This window comes from Phaeodactylibacter sp., assembly GCF_022763345.1.
Classification (GTDB): Bacteria; Bacteroidota; Bacteroidia; order Chitinophagales; family Saprospiraceae; genus Phaeodactylibacter.
In genome coordinates this window covers 46,765-66,155 of sequence record NZ_JALEGS010000058.1, presented here as the reverse complement: position 1 = coordinate 66,155, position 19,391 = coordinate 46,765, and the positions used below count along the sequence as shown (strand labels likewise).

Genomic DNA, 19,391 nt, shown 5'->3' with positions numbered 1-19,391 from the left:
ACACTGCATATTCAAAATCATTTCTAACCAACTTAAAGCGACAACCTCATGAAAGAAGATTGGGTAAAAGTATTCGAATCAAGAGAAATTCTGAAAACCAAATTGGTCGAAGATGCATTAAAGCAACAGGGCGTCGAAAGCCATATTCTCGAAAAGCCCGACAGTGCTATTCCTTCCCTGGGCGCAGCCACGTTGTACACGCCTCAGGGTAAGGCGCAGAAGGCACTGGAAATCATCAAGACTATTGATTTTTCAGCAGTAGAAGAAGACTAATCCACATGATAAAAAACAAAGAAAACTGGAATCCACTCACCCCTGAAGAGGAGCGGGTCATCGTACACAAAGGTACAGAGCGCCCCTTTACCGGGGAATACGACAATCACAAAGCACGGGGCGTCTACGTGTGCCGCCGTTGTGAAGCGCCACTGTATCAATCAGAGGACAAATTTTCCTCTGGGTGCGGATGGCCTAGCTTCGATGATGAAATTCCTGGTGCGGTACGCCGGGAAACGGATGCCGATGGCCGGCGTACTGAGATCCTCTGCGACAATTGTGGCGGGCACCTCGGGCATGTCTTCATTGGAGAGCGGCTTACGCCAAAAAACACCCGTCATTGTGTGAATTCCATTTCTATGAAGTTTATTCCGCAGGAAGAATGGGACCAGCAACAGCAGTAGCCACCTTTGCCTGTGGCTGCTTTTGGAGCAAGGAGTATTTTTTCAGCCGCGTGCCCGGTGTACAGTCTACACGAGTAGGCTACACTGGCGGGCACCACCCCCACCCTACTTACCAACAGGTTTGCACCAAAAAAACGGGGCATGCGGAAGCGGTGGAAGTCACGTTTGATCCGGACAAGGTGCGCTACGAAACACTTGTCCGTTTCTTTTTCGAGTTACATGACCCCACTGTAGACCGGCGCGACAAAGGCGGACAATACCGGTCTGCCATTTTTTGCCACACTCAGGCACAGCAGCGCATCGCCACTGATCTAAAAGCAAAACTGCAGGAACGGGGGTATGCGGTTAAAACCGAAATCGAAAGCGCTTCTGTATTTTGGGAAGCGGAGGACCGGCATCAGCAGTATTGCGAAAACCGGGGTATCCAGCCCAAGTCCTTCCTGGAAAACCGATGGGCAGAGCAGACGACAGATCGCTAAAAGATTACAGCCAGTTTCGCCTCCGGAAATAGTATATTAAAGCACCACTGATCATTATCATTACCCCCCAGAGGTAGTAATAGCCATACTCCCAGCTCAGTTCTGGCATGTGCTCAAAGTTCATCCCGTAGATACCCGCCAGGAAAGTGAGTGGAATGAAAATAGTGCTAATAATAGTCAGCACCTGCATAATACTGTTCATTTTGAAGCTAATCTCGCTCAGGTAAAGGTCATACAAGCCATTCATCATATCCCGGATGGTATCAATATTCTCCATGATCTGCACCACGTGATCGTAGAGGTCCCGGACAAAGACATCCGTCCCTTCGGACATGAGCGGGCTGTCAACCCGGGAAAAAGCACCGATGGCATCACGCAGGGGAGCGATCGTTTTTCGCAGGGTGATCGTTTGCAGGCGTAAGTTGTGTATTTTGCTCTTGCTGTTCCGGTTCGCATTCGCAAGAATCTCTTCCTCAAGATCATCGAGAATGAGGTCTATGCGGTCCAGCAGTAGATAATACTGGTCCACGATATTATCAGCAAGGGCATAAGCCAGATAATCCGCTTTTCGTTTTCTGATTTTAGCCCGCCCGGAGTGGATACGCTCCCGGACGCCGGGGAACAGGTCTGTCTCGTTTTCCTGAAAGGAGAGCACAAAGCCATCGCCGGCGAAAATGGCAACCTGTTCGGTCTGTACGCGTTGTTTTTCCTCATCGTAAGACAAAGCCTTCAGGATCAGGAACAGCCCGTTTTCGTAATCTTCAAATTTTGGGCGTTGCTGGGTGTCCAGGATATCTTCCAGCGCCAGCGGATGAACACCAAACCGTTGACCAAGTTGTTCCACAAGCCCTACATCGTGAAGCCCGCGCACATCATACCACCTGACCATTGCCTGTCCATCAGAATCTGGGATCTTCCCTTCTGCTCTTTGCTCCGTCACCTCGCCATCTATGCTGTATTCCACCAGCATTACCTGCGCCTCTTCCAGCTTTTTTTGACCGGTGAAGATCAGGCTGCCTGGTGCAAGGCCCGTATTTTGACGCTTTTTTTTCCGGGGCTTTAGATTAAGCGTCGCCTTTGTACTAATTTTGGGTAAACTCATGGTGGTAAAATAGCTGAATTCTGCAAAAATGCAATCCACCAGCCCAATAATCGCCAGCTCAACCCATATTGATCTAACAAAACACAGAAAATGAGTGCAACAATCAGTCCCCCTGCATTGCCTGTCGAACAATTTGAAACCACTGCCAACCTTACAGGCACGATCGTGTTAGACGGTCGGGAGAAAAGTCTGTTTAGTGCTGGCTTTATTCCTGGTTCTGTTTTTATTGGACTGGAAGGCAATTTTACGTATTGGGCAAAACACGTGCTGCCTGATCCATCGATTAAGCTCTTGCTTGTTGTGCCGGAAGCTCAGGTAGCGGAGGCTGTAAAATTGCTCCGGGAAGCCGGTTTCACCAATATACAAGGCTACCTGAAAGGCGGGTTTGAAGCCTGGCGTGTAGCCGGCAAACCGGTTGATGAAGTCCCGACGCTTGGTGTAGCCCGGTTTGCTGCCGACTTTAAAGGCGGGAAAGTAGCTCATGTGCTGGACGTACGCCGTCCCGATGAGTTCGGGGAAAGCCATATTTCCGGAGCCCAATTACTCCCACTGGAAGTTTTCCGCGACCGTATTCAGGAAGCCGACCCGGTCAAAGCCTATCATTTGCACTGCCGCAGTGGCTACCGGTCCACTATTGCGGCATCCATGCTCAAAGCCAGGGGCAGTGCGACAGTAGTCAATTTGCACGGAATGATTGACAAGGTCTTTGAAGCAGGTGTGCCGTCAGAGTAAATCATACACCCATTCTATTTTGAAGCAGTTTATACCTATCCTGGACTGGCTGCCCAAATACAAAAGCAGCTACCTAAAAGGTGATATTCAATCCGGGCTAACTGTAGCCATTATGCTTGTGCCTCAGGGCATGGCTTACGGGCTTTTGGCCGGGCTGCCCCCGATTTACGGGCTATATGCGAGTTTGTTCTCGCTGGTCCTCTATGCTGTTTTTGGTACTTCCCGTGAGTTGTCCGTCGGGCCGGCGGCTATTGTTTCCATGCTGGTTGCGGCGGGGATTTTCAGCCTTGGAGAAGGCCTGAGTACAGCAGAAATGGTCAGTATTGCCGTCTCTATTGCGCTGCTTGCGGGCATTTTACAATTGCTGCTGGGCATTTTCCGGCTGGGCGTGCTGGTCAATTTTTTATCTCATCCGGTTATTGCAGGCTTCGCCTCTGCGGCTGCCTTTATTATTGCCTTCAGCCAGTTGAAGCACCTTTTGGGCATTCCGCTACAGCGGAGCAACAATATTTTCGTGCTGGGTGGAGATGCGATTGAGCATATTGGCCAGCTGCACTGGATTACGCTTGGTATTAGCGTGGTAAGCATCATCATCATTCAGGGGCTAAAGCGCATCAGCAAAGCCATTCCCACGGCCCTGATCGTTGTGTTGTTCGGCACCCTGGCGGTGATTGGATTTGACCTCGATCAGCAAGGCGTTGCGGTCATTGGTAAAGTGCCAGAGGGGCTGCCTCCTTTTGCCTGGCCGGATTTATCGGCAGACCGCATCCTGAATATTTGGCCAATTGCGGTGACCATTTGCATCATCAGCTTTATTGAATCGGTGGCTATTGCCAAAACCATGGGCCGACAGCAGAGCAGCCCGCGCATTGATCCTAATCAGGAACTGATTGCACTGGGCATTACTAAAATTGGAGGTGCTTTTTTCCAGGCTTTTCCTACCTCAGGAAGCTTTTCCCGATCGGCTATTCATGTGGAGTCTGGGGCCAAAACGGGTATTTCATCTCTGATTAGCGCCCTGATTATCGTTCTGACGTTGCTGTTTTTTACCGAGTGGTTTTATTATTTGCCTAAGGCGGTATTGGCAGCGATTATCATTTCGGCGGTGATCAATCTGGTAGACTACAAAGAGGCCCGCCACCTTTGGACTGCTGACCGTCGGGATTTCTGGACCATGCTGACCACTTTTGTTGCCACGCTTTTGCTGGGTATTCAGAATGGGGTGCTGATGGGCGTGCTGCTTTCGCTGGCCATTATGGTTTACCGCAATTCCCGGCCCCACATCGCTGTGCTCGGGCAGTTGCCCAATTCCCGCCGCTACCGCAGTATCAGCCGGTTTTCCAATGCGCAGCAGCATGAAGAGGTACTCATTGTCCGGTTTGATGCGCAGCTCTACTTTGGGAATGCCGATTATTTCCGGGATGAGATCGAGCGGCTTGTCGCCCGGGAAGGACGAGCGCTTCAGCTTTTTATACTTGATGCTTCGAGCATACATGATATTGATACCACAGGAGCTGAAGCGCTGGGTGAAGTCATCGAGATCCTGCAGGGCCGGAATATTCGCTTTTTCATCTCAGGTGTGGTCGGCCCGGCAAGAGATGCGCTCTCCCGGCACGGGCTCATGCAGGTGATTGGCGAGCGCAATCAGTTCATCCAAATCCATGATGCGGTGGAGTATTACCACACCGCTGCCGATGCTGCGGATAGCAGCTGGACGCCGGATGCGTTGCAAACCAATGAGCCCAAAAAGAAAAACCGGAAATAACTTACATTTACCTAAAAAGAAATATGGCCAGACCACTACTCCTTTTCGCACTGTTGGCCGTGCTGCCTGGCACAGTATCTGCTCAGTTGACAACCTATTACCCTGCCAAAGTGTGGCTCAAAAACGGAGACCGCCTTACCGGCGAAATTGAAAAGCCAGACTGGGAAAAAGGTACCAAACGCCTGCTCTACCGCAGCAGCTCCGACCCCGAGCCTCAGTTTCTCAATACGGCTGACATCAACAAGGTCGTACTTACGGAAGATAAGCTGGAGCGCCGCTACCTGAGCCGGTCTGTTCAAAGATTGTACCTCCCCGACACCATACCGGTGGGCGACACCTTGCTGTACGTGCAGGACACTCTGCTACTGCAGGCAGTGGTGGAAGGCACGCTCGGCTTTTATTACCACGAAACATCGGGAGGCCGGCCGTACTATTTTTTGGAGAAGGATGAGGTCTTTACTCAACTTGTGGAGCATAATTATCAACGGGTCGGGAGCGGGCGCCGCATCCGGATGAAGCACGATAAATGGAAAGAACAACTCCGCACGGCGATGTCAGACTGCCGGCCTGCCCGGACGAAAATTGACAACATCAATTTTGCTGATGAGGCCATAAAACGCTTGTTCGTGCAGTACAACGAATGCGGGGGCCGCAAAAGGCTCGATTATGAGCTGGAGTATAAAAAAATGACCCTCCGCCCGGGAGTGCTTGCCGGCAGTGCATTCACCCGTATCAGTACCCGCGACCGCATTTTCCGGGATGTGGGTACGGGAGGCTTCACGCCCAGAATTGGTGGCAGCCTGCTCATCCTGCCCTTCCGCGGCGACGGGCGGTCGGGCTTCCTGATTGAAGCGCTTTATGCCCCATTCCGGACTACAGACGACTTCGATAACTTCGAAGCAGATGTGGACTACCTGCAACTGAATTTGGGTGTGCGCAACAGTGGTATTGCCACAGTATTCGGGAGTATCTTTGCCGGCTTTAGTATTTCCAGGGAAATTGGCAGCCCGGTACGGCTCAACCTCACAGAACGTGTACTGCAGCCCACACAGATTGGGCTCTTCGGAGGATTTAGCGTAAGCGGGGAAAAGGTGGAAGTGAGCCTGTGCTATGAGCTGGACGATATTGGCTTATTCTCGCCCAATGCGCCCTTTTTCTACGTTAGCAGCCTCAGCCTTATGGCCGGTTACCGCTTTTGATATTCCAGCTCTCCGGCTTTTATGAAAATGTTTAGATGGTTTTCCATGGGCGGAATCGGGCAGCTGTACCCATCACTGTAGGCGCACCATGGATTGTAAGCCTTATTGAAGTCGATGGTGAGCTTGCCCTCCTGGATATCGGCGGTACTGATGTCCATGTAACGGCCGCCTCCGTAGGTCTGCTCGCCATTTGTGGCATCCTTGAAAGGAAGGAACAAATGATCGCGGTACTGGGGCATACGGATGAGGCGAAGGTTTTGATAAACGGCCAGTTGCAGAGTGGTGTCTTTGAGCCGGAAGGTAGCCATACCATACTTTACATAGGGTTGGGTGGCGCCGCTGTAGGTCGGCATTTCAAAAGGTTCCGCATCGGTAGCCCGCTCAAATGCTGCGGTGACCTTAAAAGCGGTATCCGGCGCGTAGAAGCGTAATTTTTTCACGCCCTTCCGATCGAGGGGTGCGCGCTGATCTTCCAGGAACTCCTTTTTGTAATGCTTGCGGTGTTTCCGGATGCTTTTGGCGTAAGCCGCATCCGCCTGCCCCCAGCTGCTCAGTGGCAGGAGGAACAGACAGGCGAATACAGCGAGCAGGTTTCTGGTTGTTATCATATTTTAGGCTTCTTTCATTGCGTTGCTGCGGACTTTTTCCCAGGCCCAGGCCGTGCGCATGATGTCGTTGACGTCCCGCTGAGGATGCCAGCCCAGTTGGTCGGCGGCTTTCTTGTAATTGGCATAAATGGCCACCACATCGCCCGGGCGGCGGGGGCCTACGCGGTAAGGCAAATCTTCGCCCGTCACCGCCATGAAGGAATTCAACGCTTCCAGTACCGTCACGCCCTCACCGATGCCGAGGTTGAAGATATCCACCGGGCCTTCCTGTTTGCCGGCGATTACATACTGCAGGGCTTTGGTGTGGGCATTGGCCAGGTCCATTACATGGATGTAGTCGCGAATGCAACTGCCGTCACGGGTATCGTAATCGTCCCCGAAAACCACCAGTTCCTTGCGCTTACCGATGGCCGCTTCGGTAATTACAGGTACGAGGTTGGAAGCCGGCGTGGTGGGGGATTCTCCTATTTTAGCGCTTTCGTGCGCACCCGCCGGATTAAAGTAGCGCAGAAGGATATTGTTGTGGCTGGGGTGGCGGCGGGAAAAATCCTGAATGATGTGCTCTCCCATTTGCTTGGTACGAGCATAGGGAGATTCGGCTTCTTCCAAAGGCGTGTTTTCGGTTACCGGCAGCTCGGAGGCATTGCCGTAGACCGAGCAGGAAGAAGAGAAGATGATGTTGGGCACCTCGTAACGTACCATACAGTCGAGGACGTTGATGAGGCTGTTGAGGTTGTTGCGGAAGTAGCGGATGGGCTGTTCAACCGACTCCCCTACATGTTTCAGGGCAGCGAAGTGGATCACGCCCACCAAATCGCTGTGCTCCCTGAACATCGCTTCAGTGGCTTCAAGATCGCAGAGATCAATAGCGTAGTTTTTTACGCGGCGTCCGGTAATGGCTTCGATCCCGTCAAGGACTTCTTCACTGGAGTTGCTGAGGTTGTCTGCCGAAATGACATCAAACCCATTATCAATAAGGTCAACAATAGTATGGCTGCCGATGTAGCCGCAACCGCCGGTCACTAAGATTTTGTGCATGGGGCAAGTGGTTTAACAGGTGGATAATTCAATGACAAAGAATGGAAGCCCTTTGGTGGCTGCCGGTTTTCGACCTACCTTTGTGCCCTGAAGGATGGGCAATGCCCCGTTCAGGAATAATCAGGCAGGGCTGGCTTAGTGTTGTCCTTGCCATCCAAAGGTAAGCCAAAATAACAATGGATAAAAAAGAACTTGCACAGGAAGTTGTACAAATTGCCCGTCATGCCGGGGCAGCCATCATGGCCATTTACAGTAAAAAAGACCTTGGGGTAGAGCTGAAGGCGGACGAATCCCCTTTGACACTGGCGGATCAGGCAGCCAATGAAGTCATCTGCCGGGCATTGGAAAAGCTGTCTGTGCAGTACCCCATTATTTCGGAAGAAAACAAGGCGGTGCCCTATGAGACCCGGAAAAATTACGATTACCACTGGCTGGTGGACCCATTGGATGGGACCAAGGAATTTATCAAGCGCAATGGGGAATTTACGGTTAACATCGCACTCATCCATGCGGGCAAGCCGGTAATGGGTGTCGTTTATGTACCTTGCTTTGACGAAGCCTACTGGGGTGCGGAGGGCGTTGGTGCCTTTATGGAAGCCAATGGGGAGACCACCAAGCTCGAAGTGCCAGCCTTTAAGCTGACTGATGAGGGTTTGAATGTGGTTTGTTCCCGGTCTCACCTCAATGAAGACACTCAGGCTTTTGTGGATAAGCTGAAGAACCCTTCGCTGGTACCTACTGGCAGTTCTCTGAAGTTCCTGATCATTGCCAAAGGGGAGGCGCATGTCTATCCGCGCCTGGGGCCAACGATGGAGTGGGACACCGCAGCTGCACAAGCCGTGCTGGAACAAGCTGGTGGTTTGGTTATCGATGAAGAAACGAAGCAGCCCCTGCGCTACAACAAGGAAAATCTGCTCAATCCGTACTTTATTGCCTACGGAGGCCTGCAGCAGTAAGCCGCCACCCAACCCCTGGAAAGCTCCGGGCTGTCTATGAAGACAAATACAGGTTCATGCCCATTGATTTCAAGGCGCTAAAGCAAGGTCCGTTCCCGCAGCCGGTCCACCATCAGTGGCTGGGGGTGGCTTGCCTGGTGGCGATGATGGTAGGCATGATGACTTCCGCTGAAGCCCTAATCAGCATTGCTTTTATTGCACTGGTTTGTAATGTGGTGCTCAACCGACAGCTTCCGCAATTGTGGCAACAGTTCATCCGGCACCCGGCACTCCTGGGCATTACCGGTATTTTTCTGGTGTATGCGCTGTCCGGGCTTTATTCTGAAAACACGGCTTACTTGTTCCGCAGGCTACGCACTTCCCTGCCCTTGCTGTTGCTGCCCTTTGCTATTTTGTCCATCCCACGGCTGGGGCGCAGGTCTTACTATGGTTTGTTGTATCTGTTTTTCCTGCTCACCCTGGTGACCTGTTTGGCAGTCGTGTATAATTACCTGGCCGACTATGCCGCGATTACAGCTTTATACAAGAAAGGGCAGGTGATGCCAACGCCTATGCGGCATATCCGGTTTAGCCTCACTGTGGCACTGGCTGTAGCGGGGGGCTTTTACCTATCTGCCCGTCGTTTCTGGTGGTGGCACCCGGCCGAGCGCTACCTGTTGCTTGGCGGCAGTCTGTTCATGATTGCCTTTTTGCATCTGCTTGCTGTACGAAGCGGCCTGCTGGCGCTCTACCTGCTGGCCGGGTTGGCCCTCTTCCGGCTTATCGTAATACGGAGGCAGTTTTGGCTCGGAGCGGGTGTAATAGTAGCAGCAGCAGGATTAGCCTACGCCGCTTTTCAATCTGTCCCGACGCTGCAAAACAAAGTGAATTATACCCGTTACACCATTCATCTGCTAATTCACGGCGGAGAAGTCAAAGAATTGTCTGACTCTCAGCGCCTGGGCTCGATAAATGCCGGGCTGTCCATGGCCAGGGCGCATCCGTGGATTGGAGTGGGTATCGGCGATATACGGGAAACGGCAGAAGCGTACTATGAAAAGAACGCCCCAGGGCTGGCTGGCCGGCAGTTGTTGCCTCATAATCAATATATTTTTGTACTTGGCGCAACCGGAGTTTTAGGCCTGGTTTATTTCTTGCTGGCCACCTTTTATCCGTTGCTGTACCGGCGTGGTTACCGGGACGCTTTCTGGGCGGCCTTTCATCTTGTTGTACTGTCCTCCTTTATGGTGGAGCATACACTGGAGACGCAGTTTGGACTGACGCTTTACCTGCTGTTTGCCCTTATGGGCATCCGGCACATTGATACCCAAAGCCCGTGCTGATTATTTGTATTCTTAGCCCGGCAAAGTATATTGCATCCTGCAAACAAAAAACAAAAGATATGATCCGCCTCGAGCACCTCGGAATTGCGGTTAAAAACCTGGAAGAGAGCAATGAGCTCTTTGAGAAAATCCTGGGCCGCCCACTCTATAAAGTAGAAGAAGTTGAATCAGAGCACGTCAAAACGGCCTTCTTCAAAATTGGAGAATCCAAGATAGAGCTACTGGAAGCTACGGCTCCGGAGAGTGCCATTGCCAAATACGTAGAGAAGCGGGGCGAAGGCATCCACCACGTCGCCTTTGAAGTGGAAGACATCTATGCCGAAATGGAGCGCCTGAAAGCAGAAGGGTTTCGCCTGCTCAATGAAGAGCCCAAGCGGGGCGCAGACAATAAGCTCGTCTGCTTTGTCCACCCCAAAAGTGCGAATGGTGTCCTGCTGGAACTTTGCCAGGAAATTAAGGAGTAGCACCGTTAATCTGGTGCAATAATTTCCATAGCGACATGGGCGGGAGTGGTCCCTATGTTCCCACCTATATCGTGAGTGCGGTTGAGCCGGTGCACCCCTTTGATGTAGCGTATGGAGCCGGTCAGAGAGCGCAGGACAATACTCTCAGTAGTGACGCCGCCGCGACGGTCGAAGTGCACGCCGTCCAGAAAAGAAGACGCGGTGATGCCGGTGGCTGCAAAGAAGGTATTATTGGACCGGATGAGGGTGTCGAGGGTGAGGACTTCCTTTAACTGCACCCCATCCTGCTTAAGCTGCCGCTTCTCCTCCACCCGTTGTGGTGCCCGCATGCACTGCATTCCACCACCCAGCGCTTTTACCGCTGCAGCGGCGATCACGCCTTCGGGAGTGCCTCCCACGCCCATGAGTACGTCAACACCGGTGCCAGGTACTGCTGCCATCAACGCACCGATAACATCGCCTTCTGCGTGAAGCGTAATGCGCGCGCCGGTCTGCCGGATTTCCTCGATGAGGGACATGTGCCGGGGTTTGTCGAGCACGAAAACGGTAAGGTCTTCCACGTTACGGCCCAGAGCTTCAGCTATATTATAGAGGTTTGAAGAGGGCGACTTGGTAATGTCGATGGCGCTTTTGGCTTCTGCCTCCACCACAATTTTGTTCATGTAAAAACTATTGCCCGGGTCCCACATGCTGCCTTTATCCGCTACGGCTATGGAGGTAATGGAATTTGGCCGCCCTTCTGCCAGCAAAGTCGTGCCTTCCACCGGATCAACGGCGACATCGACTTCCGGCCCTTCGCCATTCCCCACTTGCTCTCCATTAAACAACATGGGGGCTTGATCTTTTTCGCCTTCACCTATGATGACCGTCCCCCTCATCTCTACGGTTTTCAGGAAAGTGCGCATAGCATCTACGGCCGCCTGATCGCCTGCCTCTTTCTTGCCCATGCCCATGTATCTGGCGGCAGCAATGGCGGCGGCTTCAGTGGCACGGACCAGCTCCATAGCCAGGTTGCGGTCGGCACGTGGTATCATTTGTTCAGACATAGGTTATGCTTTTATTGAGGATAAAGATAGGGAAGTCAGGCGAACACCACTGTGCGGAATATCACTACAGCGCCAGTAATTCCGGAAATCGGTCTACAAAATAATCCGGGGCCTCCGCTTCCAGCTCTTTTCGGGAACGGTAGCCGTAAGTGACAGCGCAGGTAGGCATATCGGCGGCCTTTGCGGCTTCTATGTCATGGGTGGAGTCGCCCACCATAAGTGCCCGGCCGGCAGGCACCCCAAGCTTTTCCAGGATGCGTTGCAGCCCGGCCGGATGGGGTTTGAGTGGATAGGCATCCGGATTAGCGCCCTGCACGATGTCCATGAGCGGAGCCATATCCAGGGCTTCCGCAATTCGCCCGGTGAAGTGTTGTAGTTTGTTGCTGTAAATGGCGGTCTTTTTGGGCTTCAGTGCCCGCAGGGTATCCATGACGCCGGGATAAGGCTGGGTCTTGGTGACGAAGTGCTCAGCGTAGTACGCATCGAAGTGCGCTTTTGCGGTGCGCAGGGTGTCGGGATCGTCTGTGCCTGCCGCTTCTTTCAGCAAATAGGACAAGCCGCTGCCCAATAAAGGCGGCAAGTCTTCATAGGACAGAGTTGGGCACCCCAATTGCTGCATAGCGTGGTTCACGGCATCCGCCAAATCGAAGCGGGAGTCCACGAGCGTGCCATCCAGGTCAAAAACGATGAGGTCGATGGTGTCTAAAAAAGCCATACGATGGTTGTTTTGAGGCGCTAAAATACAGGAATTATTGGTGTGCCCCGTTGGCTGCTTTTCAATATTCCGGCCCGTCTGTCATCTTTTCGCGCTAATCAACGTTACAACACCGTAATTGCTTTCATTTTAAATCTAAATTATGCTTAAATCTAACTTTTTACTTGCATTGCTGCTTAGCCTGAGTACTTTCGTATCGGCTCAGACCTTCACCCTAATGAGCGGGGATGTAGGCGGGCAGGCGACCAAGGTACAGGAAGCCAATACTTTTGGCTGTGATGGCGAGAATGTATCGCCACAGTTGTCCTGGGAAAATGCGCCCGCAGGCACCAAGAGCTACGCCATTACGATGTATGATCCGGATGCGCCCACGGGCAGTGGTTTCTGGCACTGGGTCGCTTTCGACCTTCCGGCTGATGTCACTGAGCTGGCTGCAGGTGCCGGCAGTAAAGGTGGTAAGATGCCCAAAGGCAGTATTCAGAGTGTGACAAGCTACGGTGCGCCTGGCTATGGCGGCCCCTGCCCACCCGAGGGACACGGTATCCATCAGTATGTCATCACCGTGCACGCCCTGAAAACCGACAAGCTGGGGCTGGATGCCAATACCAACCCGGCTATTGTTGGATTTTACCTCTGGCAGAATACGATTGAGAAAGCTTCGGTTGTGATGTACTATAGCCGGTAACTTATACGCAATACGAAGTGGTTTGCGACATCAGAGCGAGCCATTTCCCAGCGTAAATGCTGAATTGAGTAGGTTTGCTGTGGCAAACCACTTAATCGTCAGTATACAATCTGATCGGGTGATCACATGACGAGGAGCAAACCGCATCCAAAAGCGAACTCCTCGTCATACAGCCCAATTCTATTTTAAGTTTAGGATGCTCATTCAAAGCCGTGGCGACAATATCTAATTTATGGCATCAGTAAAACAGGAAAAAATGACCTTTGATGTATTCAATTTTGATCAGTTTGTCACTCAACACATGAGTGGTCAGGAGCCCCCTTTTTTTTATCAGTCTAATGCCCTGCAGATTTATCCCCTTTCTATTGCATCCACCTTTATTAAGCCTCCTATCCCGCTTTTTCGGGCATCCTACAATTTCTTACTGCTGTTTTCTAATGGAGGTGGTCAGCAACAAGTTGACAACAAAATTTTGACCTTAAATGCAAATGATGCCTTATTCATTCGGGAGGGGCATCTCAATGGGATCAAATCTATTGACCCCACAACTGATGGTTACTTTATTTATATTGATAATTCCAGCATTCCTCATATTTTTTCGGACCGTTCCCTTCTTAACCGGTTTACATTTAATCCAAAGCACTCGATATCAAAGAATGATATGAATTGGATATGCGAATGCTGCAAACTCTTGAGTCCCCATGGTAACAATACCATACTAGCACAAGAAACTTACACTGCTCTAATCAGAGTAATTGTACTAAAGCTGGCAGAGAACTGGCCTGCCAATTGGAATAAGCCGGACAGGCCATCTGAAATAACGATGCAGTTCAAGGAACTACTTTATGCAAATTTCATGTCCAATAAGGATGTCAGGTTCTATGCTGAGACCCTCACTGTTAGCGAAAATTACCTAAACCGATGCGTCAAGCGCGTCACAAGTAAGCCCCCCAAACAGCATATCCATGAGCAAATCATCAACCATAGCAAGATTCTACTGAAAGACCAGAGCAAAGACATTGCGCAGATCGCTTTTGATCTCAATTTTTCTGACCCCTCTTATTTCAGTCGGCTGTTCAAGCAAATGACCCGGTGTACGCCTTCCCAGTATCGGAGCCGCATTTTGCAAGATTTGTCCGGATAACCGCATGTTTTCTCTTAACACATGCATGTTCATTCGCTGCAGTTTTGTACCAACAAAACTTAAAAAAGAATGAATACTCTTAACTCCACACTACAATCTATTTTCCTCCTTTTCTGCCTTTTTGCCACCTCACTGTCAGCCAGTGCTCAGGGTAATGGCAACCTTTCCGGTTATGTCAAAGACGCTAAATCCGGAGATCCCCTTATTGGCGCTACTGTACAATTAGAGGGTACAGCAACAGGCACAACCACAGACATAGAGGGCTACTTTGAGTTAGAAGGCATCGAACCCAAGGCCTACAACGTTACGGCAAGTTACTTAGGCTATCAGTCTGCCACTTTGTACAATATAATCGTCCGGTCTGCAGGGACCCCTCCTGTCAACTTTGAACTTACTGAGGCTACCGAGACCCTGGATGAAGTGGTTGTACAGGCCAGTTCACTGGATGATATTGTAAGTCCTCTATCATCGCAAACCCTATCAGCAGTTGAAATTTCAACCTATCCGGGCGGAAATAACGATATTGCCAAAGTCGTCCAATCACTGCCAGGCGTTTCCGGTTCTATCGGGGGGTTCAGGAATGACGTGATCATTCGAGGGGGCGCACCTAACGAAAACGTGTACTACCTAGATGGCGTAGAAATCCCCAACATCAATCACTTTGCCACACAAGGCAGCGCCGGTGGCCCCATTGGTCTTTTGAATGTTTCTTTTATTGAAGACGTAGATCTTTCTACTTCTGCCTTTAATGCCCGCTATGACAACCCTCTTTCCGGCGTATTGCAATTCAACCAACGAACAGGCAGTGCCCGGGAATTCAAAGGCAACGTCCGGGTCAGTTCCTCTGAAACAGCTCTGACGCTGGAAGGCCCGCTTTTCAAAGGTGACAATGAAGCTTCTAATACCACCTACCTCATCTCCGGCCGGCGCTCCTACCTGCAATTGTTATTTGATTTGATTGGCTTGCCCATACTTCCGGATTACTGGGATTACCAGTATAAAATTAACCATGAGTTTGATGAGTACAATGAAATCAGCTTGATTGGGGTAGGATCTATTGATGACCTTGCCGTTAATGCCATTGAGGAATTTGACCCCGAGCAACAGGCCGCTCAGGAACAGGTGCCGGTCATCCGGCAATGGACAACTACAGTAGGTTTGTCCTACAAACGACGCTTCAAGTCTGGCAATGGCAACTTCCGTTCAACCCTCAGCACTAATGTTTTGAATAATGAGTTCACTCGATTTCAGGACAACGTAGCGGAAACCGGAGTGCTCTTTCAAAACGACAGCCGAGAGTCCGAAATCAAATGGCGGAATCAAGTGACCAACTACCTGGAAGAGTGGATACTCAGTAGTGGATTCAGCATCCAACGAGCTAACTACACCAATGCGACTTTAAATTTTATTAACCCGGTAAATTTCGATACAGAGATTGATTTTTATCGCTATGGCCTTTTTGTACAGGCGGCTCGTACACTCTTGAACAACCGCCTGGACCTTTCCTTTGGTATTCGAGCAGATGCCAATACCTTCACCAACCAAAAGAATCAGTTATTAGAAACGCTCTCTCCACGTATTGGAATGTCCTATGCCCTGGATCAGGCAAAGCAATGGAGGTTAAATGGATCAGTAGGTATTTATTACAAGATCCCTCCCTTTACTATTCTTGGCTTTCAAAGCAACGAGGGTGTCTTTGTCAATCAGGACGCCCAGTACATCCGCAGCACTCATTTCGTAGCCGGTATCAAGTATAAACCCCGACCATCAACCACGATTTCCATGGAAGGCTTCTGGAAAATATATGATGACTATCCGGTCTCTATCGTTGACAGCACCTCATTGGCAAATAAAGGGGCGGGATTTGAAGTACTGGGCAATGAAGCTATTGAATCAATTGGTGAAGGGCGGACTTACGGGCTGGAGCTGCTTCTACAGCAACAGTTCACCGGTAACTTCTACGGTATCCTGGCTTATACCCTTTTCAAAAGCGAATTCACAGGTTTTCAAGATAACTACCGCCCCTCAGCCTGGGATAGCCGTCATCTGCTGACGTTCACCGGAGGGTATCAACTGGGCAAGAACTGGGAAATAAGCCTGAGATACCGATTCGTAGGGGCTACTCCCTATGCCCCAGTCGATCAGGAGCAGACACTTGCTTCCTATCCTGCTCTTATTCTGGATTACAACCGACTGGGCACCGTGGAGCTGAATACCTTTAATCAAGCCGATATCCGCATCGACAAAAAATGGAATTTCAAGAAAGCTTCCCTTAATATCTTTCTGGAAATCCAAAATGCTTTTGCCCAGGAGATACCCGAGCCCCCTACTTTTGGCCTGGACCGCAATGATAATGGGGACATCATTATGCCCAGGACACTTGTTGCTGTTCCGATTAACAATGGGGAAGCCCTTCCAACAGTTGGGGTTGTCTTCGATTTTTAGCCTTTCGTATTGCATTGAGAGTCGTTAGCCCGTTTGTAAAATTATTTGTTTCTTAAAACAAAATGATTTACTTTTGAGGCACCCTCCAGCATACTATGAAACGCTATGCTGACTACGCTTGTCAGCTACCCGGCTGGCAAGCGTGCCCCAGCGTAGCCTGAAAACCAAACAGCATGTTTGAACGAGCCATCCTGCACCTGGACCTCGATGCCTTTTTTGTGTCCGTAGAGCAGCTGCACAACAGCGAACTGCAGGGCAAACCCCTAATCATTGGCGGCAGCAGCGGCCGGGGCGTGGTCGCAAGCTGTAGTTATGAAGCGCGGCGCTTTGGTATCCGCTCCGGCATGCCTATACGCCATGCACTGCTGCGCTGTCCGGACGCGACGGTGCTGCGGGGCGATATGGAAAACTACCTGAAGCATTCCAGGCTGGTTACAGAGATACTGGCAGAGGATGCTCCTGTGCTGGAGAAGGCTTCCATTGATGAGTTCTACCTGGATATTAGCGGTATGGACCGCTACTTTGGCTGTTGGAAATGGTCGCAGGAGCTGCGGCAGAAGGTCATTCGCGAAAGCGGCCTGCCTTTGTCCATTGGCTTGTCGATTAACAAGCTGGTTTCGAAGGTCGGTGCAGGGGAAAGCAAGCCTAACGGCGCACAGCTGGTGGAATCAGGCCGGGAGCAACAGTTTTTGGCCCCACTGCCTGTGCGCCGCTTGCCGGCGGTGGGGCAGGTGACCTGCCACCGGCTGAGCCAAATGGGCATACGCACAGTGCAGGCGCTTAGTCAGGTGCCGCCGTTGTTACTGCAGCGCGAATTTGGCAAGCCCGGCAGGCAATTGTGGGAAAAAGCGCACGGCATTGACCACCGGCCCGTCGTGCCTTATACTGAACGGCAGTCTATCTCCACAGAGCGTACCTTTCAGACCGATACGACGAATGTTGAATTCCTCCGCACCACCCTCAATCAGATGGTAGCTCAGCTGGCTTTCGAGCTCCGGCAGTCCGGGCGGCTGACCGCCTGCATCACCGTGAAGCTGCGGTATACCGATTTCAATACCTTCACCCGGCAGCACCGCCTGCCTTATACAGCTTCCGACAGCACGCTGCTGCATCATGCGCAGGAGTTGCTGGAACAATTGTATGAGCGTCGTCAACTGGTACGCCTGTTGGGCGTGCGCTTCAGCAAGCTCGTGCCCGGACACCCACAACTAAGCCTTTTTGACGCCTCAGCGGAGGAGCAGCGCCTGCAGGCGGCGATGGATGGAATACGGCAGCGGTTTGGGAAGAGGGCGGTGGGAAGAGGGGCCGGATAGATACGATTTCCTTGTTGCCGCGCTTGATTGAATTTGCCTATCTTTACGAGTATGAAAAAACTGCCCATCGGCATACAGAGCTTTAGCGAAATACGCAACGGCGGATACGTCTATGTGGACAAGACGGAGCTGGTGCACCGTATGGTGACGATGGGGAAGCCTTACTTTCTCTCCCGGCCCCGCCGCTTTGGCAAATCGCTGCTGGTATCTACGCTTAAGGAGCTGTTTGAGGGCAACAAGGCCCTGTTCGAAGGATTATGGATTGAAGCGCATTGGGACTGGGAGCAGCGCCATCCGGTGCTTCACTTTTCCTTTGACGCCATGGATTACGAACAGTCAGGGCTGGAGAGCGCTTTGTCAAGAGCTCTGGATGGACAAGCGAAAAGATTGGGGCTGGAGCTTAGCCTCTCGAACTACAAAGCCCGGTTCAATGAGCTGATCACCGCCGCTCATGAAAAGTACGGGCAGGTCGTACTACTGATAGACGAATACGACAAACCCATCATCGACTACCTGAGCGCCGAAAGCATAGCGCAGGCGAAAGCCAACCGCGATATTTTGCGGGAGTTTTACGGCATCATCAAGAGTGCGGATACGCAGCTGCGGCTGGTGTTTATTACGGGCATCACCAAGTTTTCAAAAGTGTCTATCTTCTCTCACCTCAACAACCTGAATGACCTGACGCTCGACCGGAATTACGCCACCCTGACCGGCTACACCCAGCAAGAGCTTGAACACTACTTTGAAGATCACCTGGAGGCTACCCGGGAAACGCTGGGCATTACCATGAAGGCCCTCCTTGAGAATATGAGGATTTGGTACAATGGCTATTCCTGGGATGGCAAAGCCCGGCTTTACAACCCGTTTGGCATACTCAATTTTCTGTCTAAGCAGCAGTTTACCAACTTTTGGTTTGCTACAGGCAGCCCTAATTTCCTGATTGAGCAGATGCGGGAACGGCAGCTTTTTGACGTGGAAAACATGGAGGTCAGCAGTATCGTGTTTGAGCAGTTTGACCTGGATTATGTAGCGCCGGTTTCCCTGCTCTTTCACGCTGGCTACCTTACGGTCAAATCAGTTGATGTCATGACGGGCGAGTACGTGCTTGACTACCCCAACAAAGAAGTGCGGGAAAGTATGTACCAATTTCTGATCGATGAACTGGCACCGGAGCAAGGCCACCGGCATACCGGCCGTACGATACGGGATATGCGGCAGGCTTTTAATACCGGCGATCTTGAGCAAGTCCGTCAAATCCTTGATAGCATGCTCGCGGGCTTGCCTTACGAGACGTTTGACAAAAAATCAGAAGGGCTCTACCACGGCTTAGTACATATCATTTTCAACTACCTGGGCATCTATGCGGATAGCGAAACGCACTCCTCCCGCGGCCGTGCCGATGCCATTGTGCAGACTCCGGATACCGTCTATATTTTCGAGTTCAAGTTTGGGGAGTCTGCTGAGGCGGCTGTAGCTCAAATCCGGGAGCGTGCGTACGCGGATCGTTTTCGCAGCAGCGGGAAGCACATGCTTGGCATTGGCGTTAGCTTCGATGCAGCGCAGCGGGCAATCGGAGGCTGGGTGGTGGAGGAACTATAAAGGCCCTCTCCGCGCCTGCACCTCTTCTCAGGCATGGATTAATTTACTACTTTTAAAGCCTAATCAACCGCTTCGGGCGGGGACACATTAGCTGCCATAAAT

19 protein-coding genes are annotated in these 19,391 nt (G+C 51.4%); 14 read left to right on the top strand and 5 right to left on the bottom strand.

Annotated features, from left to right (window positions below; genetic code table 11):
* The first annotated feature begins 48 nt into the window (after positions 1-48).
* From MRY86_RS16200 to msrA, 3 genes are read left to right on the top strand one after another with little or no spacing between them, the layout of a single operon-like run.
* Positions 49-273 (top strand): hypothetical protein, encoded by a 225-nt coding sequence (locus MRY86_RS16200; RefSeq protein ID WP_039724401.1) that lies wholly within the window; start codon positions 49-51, stop codon positions 271-273.
* A gap of 5 nt (positions 274-278) precedes the next feature.
* Entirely contained in the window at positions 279-677 is a 399-nt protein-coding gene (locus MRY86_RS16195; RefSeq protein WP_293564264.1) for a methionine-R-sulfoxide reductase, read from the top strand.
* Entirely contained in the window at positions 656-1,156 is a 501-nt protein-coding gene (gene msrA, locus MRY86_RS16190) for a peptide-methionine (S)-S-oxide reductase MsrA (RefSeq protein ID WP_293564262.1), read from the top strand. The genes MRY86_RS16195 and msrA overlap by 22 nt, the downstream gene beginning before the upstream one ends.
* Before the next feature lie 4 nt (positions 1,157-1,160).
* On the opposite strand, the gene corA is transcribed toward msrA, so the two are convergent.
* Complete coding sequence (gene corA, locus MRY86_RS16185; RefSeq protein ID WP_293564260.1) at positions 1,161-2,258, bottom strand: magnesium/cobalt transporter CorA; 1,098 nt, start codon at positions 2,256-2,258, stop codon at positions 1,161-1,163.
* 90 nt (positions 2,259-2,348) lie between these two features.
* Here corA and MRY86_RS16180 point away from each other — a divergent pair, with 90 nt between their 5' ends.
* From MRY86_RS16180 to MRY86_RS16170, 3 genes are read left to right on the top strand one after another with little or no spacing between them, the layout of a single operon-like run.
* Complete coding sequence (locus MRY86_RS16180) at positions 2,349-2,990, top strand: rhodanese-like domain-containing protein (RefSeq protein ID WP_293564259.1); 642 nt, start codon at positions 2,349-2,351, stop codon at positions 2,988-2,990.
* Positions 2,991-3,009: 19 nt separating this feature from the next.
* Positions 3,010-4,755, top strand: coding sequence for a solute carrier family 26 protein (locus MRY86_RS16175; RefSeq protein ID WP_293571647.1), 1,746 nt, complete (start codon positions 3,010-3,012; stop codon positions 4,753-4,755).
* 23 nt (positions 4,756-4,778) lie between these two features.
* Positions 4,779-5,954: a hypothetical protein gene (locus MRY86_RS16170; RefSeq protein WP_293569942.1), complete on the top strand. Its 1,176-nt coding sequence runs from the start codon at positions 4,779-4,781 to the stop codon at positions 5,952-5,954.
* Here the strand turns inward: MRY86_RS16170 and MRY86_RS16165 are convergent.
* Both MRY86_RS16165 and galE read right to left on the bottom strand, forming a co-directional pair.
* Positions 5,942-6,562, bottom strand: a complete 621-nt coding sequence (locus MRY86_RS16165; RefSeq protein ID WP_293569941.1) for a DUF1684 domain-containing protein — start codon at positions 6,560-6,562, stop codon at positions 5,942-5,944. The genes MRY86_RS16170 and MRY86_RS16165 overlap by 13 nt on opposite strands.
* 3 nt (positions 6,563-6,565) lie before the next feature.
* Entirely contained in the window at positions 6,566-7,600 is a 1,035-nt protein-coding gene (galE, locus tag MRY86_RS16160; protein ID WP_293569940.1) for a UDP-glucose 4-epimerase GalE, read from the bottom strand.
* A gap of 176 nt (positions 7,601-7,776) precedes the next feature.
* Here galE and cysQ point away from each other — a divergent pair, with 176 nt between their 5' ends.
* The 3 genes from cysQ to mce are packed head-to-tail and all read left to right on the top strand — an operon-like array spanning position 7,777 to position 10,342.
* Positions 7,777-8,556, top strand: a complete 780-nt coding sequence (gene cysQ, locus MRY86_RS16155; RefSeq protein WP_293569939.1) for a 3'(2'),5'-bisphosphate nucleotidase CysQ — start codon at positions 7,777-7,779, stop codon at positions 8,554-8,556.
* 56 nt (positions 8,557-8,612) lie between these two features.
* A complete protein-coding gene (locus tag MRY86_RS16150) occupies positions 8,613-9,878 on the top strand; it encodes an O-antigen ligase family protein (RefSeq protein ID WP_293569938.1) in 1,266 nt (421 codons plus the stop codon).
* A gap of 59 nt (positions 9,879-9,937) precedes the next feature.
* Entirely contained in the window at positions 9,938-10,342 is a 405-nt protein-coding gene (gene mce / locus MRY86_RS16145; RefSeq protein ID WP_282778118.1) for a methylmalonyl-CoA epimerase, read from the top strand.
* A gap of 5 nt (positions 10,343-10,347) precedes the next feature.
* Here the strand turns inward: mce and glpX are convergent, their stop codons facing one another.
* On the bottom strand, positions 10,348-11,388 hold the full coding sequence (glpX, locus tag MRY86_RS16140; RefSeq protein ID WP_293569930.1) for a class II fructose-bisphosphatase: 1,041 nt from the start codon (positions 11,386-11,388) through the stop codon (positions 10,348-10,350).
* Between the two features lie 64 nt (positions 11,389-11,452).
* A complete protein-coding gene (locus MRY86_RS16135; protein ID WP_293569928.1) occupies positions 11,453-12,103 on the bottom strand; it encodes an HAD-IA family hydrolase in 651 nt (216 codons plus the stop codon).
* Positions 12,104-12,245: 142 nt separating this feature from the next.
* Here MRY86_RS16135 and MRY86_RS16130 point away from each other — a divergent pair, with 142 nt between their 5' ends.
* From MRY86_RS16130 to MRY86_RS16110, 5 genes are all read left to right on the top strand, one after another.
* Complete coding sequence (locus MRY86_RS16130; RefSeq protein ID WP_293569926.1) at positions 12,246-12,788, top strand: YbhB/YbcL family Raf kinase inhibitor-like protein; 543 nt, start codon at positions 12,246-12,248, stop codon at positions 12,786-12,788.
* 256 nt (positions 12,789-13,044) lie between these two features.
* Positions 13,045-13,932, top strand: coding sequence for a helix-turn-helix domain-containing protein (locus MRY86_RS16125; protein WP_293569924.1), 888 nt, complete (start codon positions 13,045-13,047; stop codon positions 13,930-13,932).
* A gap of 69 nt (positions 13,933-14,001) precedes the next feature.
* Positions 14,002-16,377 (top strand): TonB-dependent receptor, encoded by a 2,376-nt coding sequence (locus tag MRY86_RS16120; protein WP_293569922.1) that lies wholly within the window; start codon positions 14,002-14,004, stop codon positions 16,375-16,377.
* A 173-nt stretch (positions 16,378-16,550) separates the two neighbouring features.
* Positions 16,551-17,690 carry a DNA polymerase IV gene (dinB, locus tag MRY86_RS16115; protein WP_293569920.1) on the top strand — a complete coding sequence of 380 codons (1,140 nt, stop codon included), beginning with the start codon at positions 16,551-16,553 and terminating at the stop codon, positions 17,688-17,690.
* Positions 17,691-17,741: 51 nt separating this feature from the next.
* Positions 17,742-19,289: an ATP-binding protein gene (locus tag MRY86_RS16110; RefSeq protein WP_293569918.1), complete on the top strand. Its 1,548-nt coding sequence runs from the start codon at positions 17,742-17,744 to the stop codon at positions 19,287-19,289.
* Positions 19,290-19,391 lie beyond the last annotated feature (102 nt).

Excerpts from the sequence above, each read along its gene's own strand:
- MRY86_RS16200 (WP_039724401.1), top strand. The coding sequence starts at position 49 with ATGAAAGAAGATTGGGTAAAAGTATTCGAATCAAGAGAAATTCTGAAA.
- msrA (WP_293564262.1), top strand. The coding sequence starts at position 656 with ATGGGACCAGCAACAGCAGTAGCCACCTTTGCCTGTGGCTGCTTTTGG.
- MRY86_RS16120 (WP_293569922.1), top strand. The coding sequence starts at position 14,002 with ATGAATACTCTTAACTCCACACTACAATCTATTTTCCTCCTTTTCTGC.
- MRY86_RS16125 (WP_293569924.1), top strand. The coding sequence starts at position 13,045 with ATGACCTTTGATGTATTCAATTTTGATCAGTTTGTCACTCAACACATG.
- MRY86_RS16170 (WP_293569942.1), top strand. The coding sequence starts at position 4,779 with ATGGCCAGACCACTACTCCTTTTCGCACTGTTGGCCGTGCTGCCTGGC.
- MRY86_RS16165 (WP_293569941.1), bottom strand. The coding sequence starts at position 6,562 with ATGATAACAACCAGAAACCTGCTCGCTGTATTCGCCTGTCTGTTCCTC.
- MRY86_RS16135 (WP_293569928.1), bottom strand. The coding sequence starts at position 12,103 with ATGGCTTTTTTAGACACCATCGACCTCATCGTTTTTGACCTGGATGGC.
- dinB (WP_293569920.1), top strand. The coding sequence starts at position 16,551 with ATGTTTGAACGAGCCATCCTGCACCTGGACCTCGATGCCTTTTTTGTG.
- cysQ (WP_293569939.1), top strand. The coding sequence starts at position 7,777 with ATGGATAAAAAAGAACTTGCACAGGAAGTTGTACAAATTGCCCGTCAT.
- galE (WP_293569940.1), bottom strand. The coding sequence starts at position 7,600 with ATGCACAAAATCTTAGTGACCGGCGGTTGCGGCTACATCGGCAGCCAT.
- mce (WP_282778118.1), top strand. The coding sequence starts at position 9,938 with ATGATCCGCCTCGAGCACCTCGGAATTGCGGTTAAAAACCTGGAAGAG.
- MRY86_RS16180 (WP_293564259.1), top strand. The coding sequence starts at position 2,349 with ATGAGTGCAACAATCAGTCCCCCTGCATTGCCTGTCGAACAATTTGAA.
- MRY86_RS16150 (WP_293569938.1), top strand. The coding sequence starts at position 8,613 with ATGCCCATTGATTTCAAGGCGCTAAAGCAAGGTCCGTTCCCGCAGCCG.
- MRY86_RS16110 (WP_293569918.1), top strand. The coding sequence starts at position 17,742 with ATGAAAAAACTGCCCATCGGCATACAGAGCTTTAGCGAAATACGCAAC.
- MRY86_RS16195 (WP_293564264.1), top strand. The coding sequence starts at position 279 with ATGATAAAAAACAAAGAAAACTGGAATCCACTCACCCCTGAAGAGGAG.
- glpX (WP_293569930.1), bottom strand. The coding sequence starts at position 11,388 with ATGTCTGAACAAATGATACCACGTGCCGACCGCAACCTGGCTATGGAG.
- corA (WP_293564260.1), bottom strand. The coding sequence starts at position 2,258 with ATGAGTTTACCCAAAATTAGTACAAAGGCGACGCTTAATCTAAAGCCC.
- MRY86_RS16130 (WP_293569926.1), top strand. The coding sequence starts at position 12,246 with ATGCTTAAATCTAACTTTTTACTTGCATTGCTGCTTAGCCTGAGTACT.